Consider the following 5,308-nt stretch of genomic DNA (forward strand, 5'->3'; position numbering starts at 1 on the left):
AATATTCATTTATATTTAATAAAATAAAGTAACTTTTCAGTACATCTTTCGTAGAAATTAATAGCTGGCCGGCTAATCACTTAAAAAAGTGATTTATCAGTACTATTTTACAACAAAACAAACACTAAACCGACAAATGAAAAAAAACCTTTTAACAAAAATTGGAATATGCATGGTATGTGCAGCTTCAATATTCTCTGCATGTACCAAAAGCGAACAATCAGCAGCGAAAAAAACCGATCCGACTGCAGAAGTTTCAGCAGATGTACTTAAAAATATTACCGCCCTGGGTTTTAGCACAGATGATGTGCGCAAACAGGGAGATAATTACCTGGTAGAAGGTGATATTTTACTAACCCCGGCAAATCTTTCAGAGGTGAGTACCAGCCCTAATTTAAAAATTGCCGAAGTTGAGCAATACCGGACAACCAACCTGGTAAAAAACCTTCCCAGAACAATTACGGTATCTGTTTCAAATTTACCAACAGTTTATGCAACAGCAACAGCTAACGCCGTAGCCCGTTACAATGCACTTGGCCTGACTATTCAGTTCCAGGTAGTTAGTAGTGGCGGTAATATTCAAATCATTGGCTTTAACGAAGGCCCAAGCGGCGGTTACATCACTTTAGGTTCTTCGGGTTTCCCAACTTCATCGGGCAATCCTTATAACCAGATCCAGATGAACACTAATACTGCAGCGTACGGAACCAATCCTGATTTAGGATACGTTACTTCGGTTATTCAGCATGAAATTGGGCATTGTATCGGTTTCCGTCATACAGATTACTTTAACCGCGCTTTCAGCTGTGGCGGTAGAAGATCAAATGAAGGCTCTGCGGGTATTGGAGCTATCAATATCCCGGGCACGCCTACAAAAGCTGATGCCGGATCATGGATGCTGGCCTGCTCAAGCGGAACCGACCGTACATTTAATGCAAACGATCAAATAGCACTAAACTATTTGTATTAAAATTTATACCATATTGCTTCTTATTGATCAACTAAGTAGTTTTACAAATAAAGGGGAGCGTACTGACTCCCCTTTATTTTTTTGAGCCTATCATGATTAAAAAATTACTTTGTTTTATACTGATATTTTTATGTTTTAAGTGCTCATGGGCTCAAAAAATCATTAGTGATAAGGCTATCAGCGCACTATACAAGGCTACATCCTCTATCCAGGCAACAAAAAACAATACAACTAATTATTACCTGATTAAGTTTAAAAATCCTGAAACAGCAGATGCTAAAAAATTCCATTTTGTAAAAAGGATCTCCTATAACTTTTATGTGGTTGCATCGCCATCACCCATTTTGCCTGATGAAAACATACAGGATACTGCCCCTGCAAATTCATTATGGAAGGCTACGGATAATTTATTGCAGTTTTGGCATAAGCACCCAAACGCCAAGCAGTCTATCGAACTGGTAATCACGTCCAGCAGCGATTCAGTTATTGCTAATGTTAAAAAACATGGTGTAATAACAGCCCAATCAGCCAATGCAATTACCCTCAATACCTCTTTACAACAACTACCCGAATTATTACAACAACCCTATATTATTTTTGCAAATATTACGCGCAAACCCCACGAAGAACTGGCTATTAATGATATTGATCTGGGTGCAAACAATATCTCGGCAATAACAGCCAATTATGCCGATATTGATGGCAATGGCATTAACGTTGGCATAAAAGAAGACCGTTATGATGATGACCTGGACTTGCTTGGGCGATCATTCAATTCTTTTCAAACATCTAAAATCACCTCTGGCCACGCTACCATTATGGCCACATTGATAGGCGGTAATGGAAATTCATTTATCAAAGGGACCGGGGCAGCCCAAAAAGCAAGGTTCACCTCGTCAGACTTTGCACAATTAATGCCCGATAGTACTGCTATTTTTAAAGCATTTAATATCAGCGTTCAAAATCACTCCTATGGCACGGGGATCGAGAACTATTATGGCACCGAAGCTGCAGCTTATGATAACCAAGTGATTGAAAACGACTCCATTGTTCATGTGTTTTCATCAGGCAATATCGGTACATCAGCCCCCGCAACAGGCATCTACAATGGCATTACTGGCGTTGCCAATCTTTCGGGCACCTTTAAACAGGCAAAAAATGTATTGGTAATAGGCGGCACAGGCCGCACCAATCAGCCGGAGGATCTGAGCTCTGCCGGACCGGCATATGATGGCAGGGTTAAACCCGAACTGGTAGCTAATGGCGAAGACGGCACATCGGGCGCAGCGGCCCTGGTTTCAGGCGCTGTGGTGTTGTTGCAGCAAGCATACAAAAAACAATTTCATCAATTACCATCAGCCGCGCTTATAAAAAGTGTGCTCATCAATTCGGCCGATGACATTGGCATACCTGCGGTTGATCACAAAACAGGTTATGGGAAATTAAACGCGCTGGAAGCCTTGCGCACCATTAACGAAAACCGTTTAAAAAAGGGTACAGTTGCCAACCGGCAGGAAATAGACTATCAGATATCCGTGCCGGCAGGTTGCAGAGAATTTAAAGTATCATTAGCATGGAACGACCCACCCGCGGCACTAAATGCCCCTACGACCCTTATTAACGACCTGGACCTGTATATAACAACACCTGCCAATCAAACGGTACTTCCATGGAGTTTGAGTTCATATCCCTCGGCAGATTCCTTATCAATGCCTGCAAAACGGCGAAGAGACACCTTAAACAACATGGAGCAGGTAACACTGCAAAACCCCTCTGCCGGTAGTTATATTATTCATGTAAAGGGCAATAAAGTACCACAGGGCTCACAGACTTTTTATATAGCATATCAGGCTATTATAGCTAATCAGTTTGAATGGATCTACCCATCGGGGCATGACCAGCTTTTTGCTGCGGATGAAAATTATCTCCGCTGGCAGAGTTCATTTAATACAGCATCGGGTAAGCTAAGCATAAGTTACGATCATGGGGTTACCTGGAAAGCTATTAATAACATCACCCTAAAAAACAATTACTACAACTGGACCGCTCCTGATACCTTTACAACCGCCATACTTAAAATGGACATTAACGGCCAGGAACATATCAGTAAAGAATTTAACCTATCAAAACCACCCAACCTTGAAGTGGGCTATAACTGTGCTGATGGTACCCTGCTGCATTGGAAAGCTCAACCAGGCAGTAAGGGTTATAATATTTATACTGTAAAAGATAATTTATTACAAAAGCTTACTTCTGCTACCGATACCACTATCATTGTACCTGCTCAACAGCAATCATCACCTTATTTTGCAGTAAGTGCACAGGGCGATGGCTTTGAGGGCCTAAAAAGCTATACTATTAATGTGGCTAACCAGGGCGTGGGTTGTTATATTAAAACGTTGCTGGCCAGCGTGGCAGGTAATACCATATTACTTAATTTGCAGGTGGGGAGTGTGGTCAATTTAAAATCAATAACCTGGGAGAAACTAACAGGTTCAAATGTTTATACCAAGTTAGGTACAACTATAATTGGCACTTCCCTTGCCTATCAATTCACCGATCTTAACCCCAAAAAGGGGATTCAATATTACAGGGCAAAACTGACCCGTAACGATGGTCAAATTACATACTCAGACCTGGCAAACGCTACATTTTTACAGAACGGCCAGTTTACCATTTATCCCAATCCCGTAAGAACACAATTAAACATACTAAGTGGCGACATTAACGATTATGAATTTAAACTATATGATGCCGGTGGCAGATTAAGTTTGGATAAAAACATTAGTGAGTTGCAGAACACCATTCAAATAAATCTTAATCCGGGAGTATATGTTTATGTAATTATGTTAAAAGGCAAGATTATTTATCAGGGCAAATTGATAAAGGTTTAAAGTAATTGTTAAAGCTAATGTTATATTTATCTGATAAATCCTCAAACCAATGGACCTGATCATCAAAATACTTATTTGCCTTATTGCTGTTATACATTGCTATATACTATGGCTGGAGATGTTTGCCTGGACAACCCTGGGGCCCAAAGCGTTTAATAAATCGCTTGAAGAGTTGAAAAACAGCAAAACGCTGGCAGCAAACCAGGGGTTATATAATGGCTTTTTAGCAGCAGGCTTATTCTGGACATTTTTTATTAGTGATAAGCAGTGGCATAGTAACGTAGCTTTATTCTTTTTGATCTGCGTAGCTGTAGCCGGACTGTATGGTTCATTTACCGTAACCAAAAAAATATTTTACATCCAAGCTCTTCCTGCCCTGCTGGCCATTGCGCTTATTTGGGTTAGTTAGCCCTGGCATTTTTACAAGGCTTTTTGAATTCGGATCAAACTATAAACCTGTTCATTTGAGCACCTTTAATTTCGGTATTCAGATAAAACAAAGAACCACTAAGCGGATATTTTTGCAATTGCTCCTCATTTAAGCCCTTGCGTGCAGTAGTGATAAACAATTGTTTCATATCTGCTCCACCAAAAGCGCAAGCAGTAACGTTTAACGCGGGCACTTTCACTTTTCCAATCAGGCTTCCGCTAAGCGGATCGTACCTATTCACACAAGCTCCGCCCCATATGGCTACCCATAGCATCCCCTCTTCATCTATAGTCATCCCGTCGGGTGCATAGCCGGGTTCTTTTACGCTCACAGCTATTCGTTCATTAAAAATATTACCGGTAAGCACTTCAAAATCAAAGGCTTTGATATTATAATCCAGGGTATCAATGTAGTACATCACCGAGTTATCGGCCGACCAGCAAATACCGTTTGATATACTTATTCTATCTAATTTTCTTTGTAAAGAATTATCAAGACAGTATAAAGCGCCCTGGTGTAATTCTTCCTGTATACTCATGGTACCTATCCATAAACGGCCGGCAGCATCACATTTACCGTCATTGCACCGGTTACCTGGTTTGTCTGTTTCTATCTTTCCTATTTCCTGCCTTATGCCTGTTTCAAAATCTAACGCTTCTATGGAGTTTTCCAAAGCAATAATGAGTTTGCCATTGGTGGCTGGCACTACTGTTCCTACTCTTTCTCCAACTGCTCTTTCTTCAATAATTTTTGTTACCGGATCAATGCGACCAACCTTCTTTCCCTCAATATCTACGTATAAAAACTTTTCGCATTCTGCATCCCAATGCGCGCCTTCACCAAGTATCAGTTCGGTTTTATACAGTAACTCCGCATTCCAATTTTGAATGACAATTTGCTTATTCATTTATACAGATAAATTATCAATAACAAAGTAAGTGTTTTTTAGTACTTAACAACATTTACATGGTTATTCATATCCGTTTTTTAAAACAAGACCACCCCATACTTACC

General features: G+C 40.4%; 4 protein-coding genes. 3 read left to right on the forward strand and 1 reads right to left on the reverse strand.

Annotated features, from left to right (window positions below; genetic code table 11):
- Positions 1–136: 136 nt before the first annotated feature.
- From AC1DRQ_RS29145 to AC1DRQ_RS29155, 3 genes are all read left to right on the forward strand, one after another.
- On the forward strand, positions 137–970 hold the full coding sequence (locus AC1DRQ_RS29145) for a M57 family metalloprotease (protein ID WP_477429279.1): 834 nt from the start codon (positions 137–139) through the stop codon (positions 968–970).
- A 92-nt stretch (positions 971–1,062) separates the two neighbouring features.
- On the forward strand, positions 1,063–3,864 hold the full coding sequence (locus AC1DRQ_RS29150; RefSeq protein WP_477429281.1) for a S8 family peptidase: 2,802 nt from the start codon (positions 1,063–1,065) through the stop codon (positions 3,862–3,864).
- A 49-nt stretch (positions 3,865–3,913) separates the two neighbouring features.
- Entirely contained in the window at positions 3,914–4,273 is a 360-nt protein-coding gene (locus AC1DRQ_RS29155; protein ID WP_477429283.1) for a DUF1304 domain-containing protein, read from the forward strand.
- Positions 4,274–4,307: 34 nt separating this feature from the next.
- Here the strand turns inward: AC1DRQ_RS29155 and AC1DRQ_RS29160 are convergent, their stop codons facing one another.
- Positions 4,308–5,201 carry an SMP-30/gluconolactonase/LRE family protein gene (locus AC1DRQ_RS29160; RefSeq protein WP_477429285.1) on the reverse strand — a complete coding sequence of 298 codons (894 nt, stop codon included), beginning with the start codon at positions 5,199–5,201 and terminating at the stop codon, positions 4,308–4,310.
- Between the last annotated feature and the right edge of the window lie 107 nt (positions 5,202–5,308).

It is taken from the genome of Mucilaginibacter sp. P4_E8 (genome assembly GCF_056401495.1).

What these genes read in the sequence shown, in the direction of transcription:
- AC1DRQ_RS29145 (WP_477429279.1), top strand. Translation starts at nt 137, where the DNA reads ATGAAAAAAAACCTTTTAACAAAAATTGGAATATGCATGGTATGTGCA.
- AC1DRQ_RS29150 (WP_477429281.1), top strand. Translation starts at nt 1,063, where the DNA reads ATGATTAAAAAATTACTTTGTTTTATACTGATATTTTTATGTTTTAAG.
- AC1DRQ_RS29155 (WP_477429283.1), top strand. Translation starts at nt 3,914, where the DNA reads ATGGACCTGATCATCAAAATACTTATTTGCCTTATTGCTGTTATACAT.
- AC1DRQ_RS29160 (WP_477429285.1), bottom strand. Translation starts at nt 5,201, where the DNA reads ATGAATAAGCAAATTGTCATTCAAAATTGGAATGCGGAGTTACTGTAT.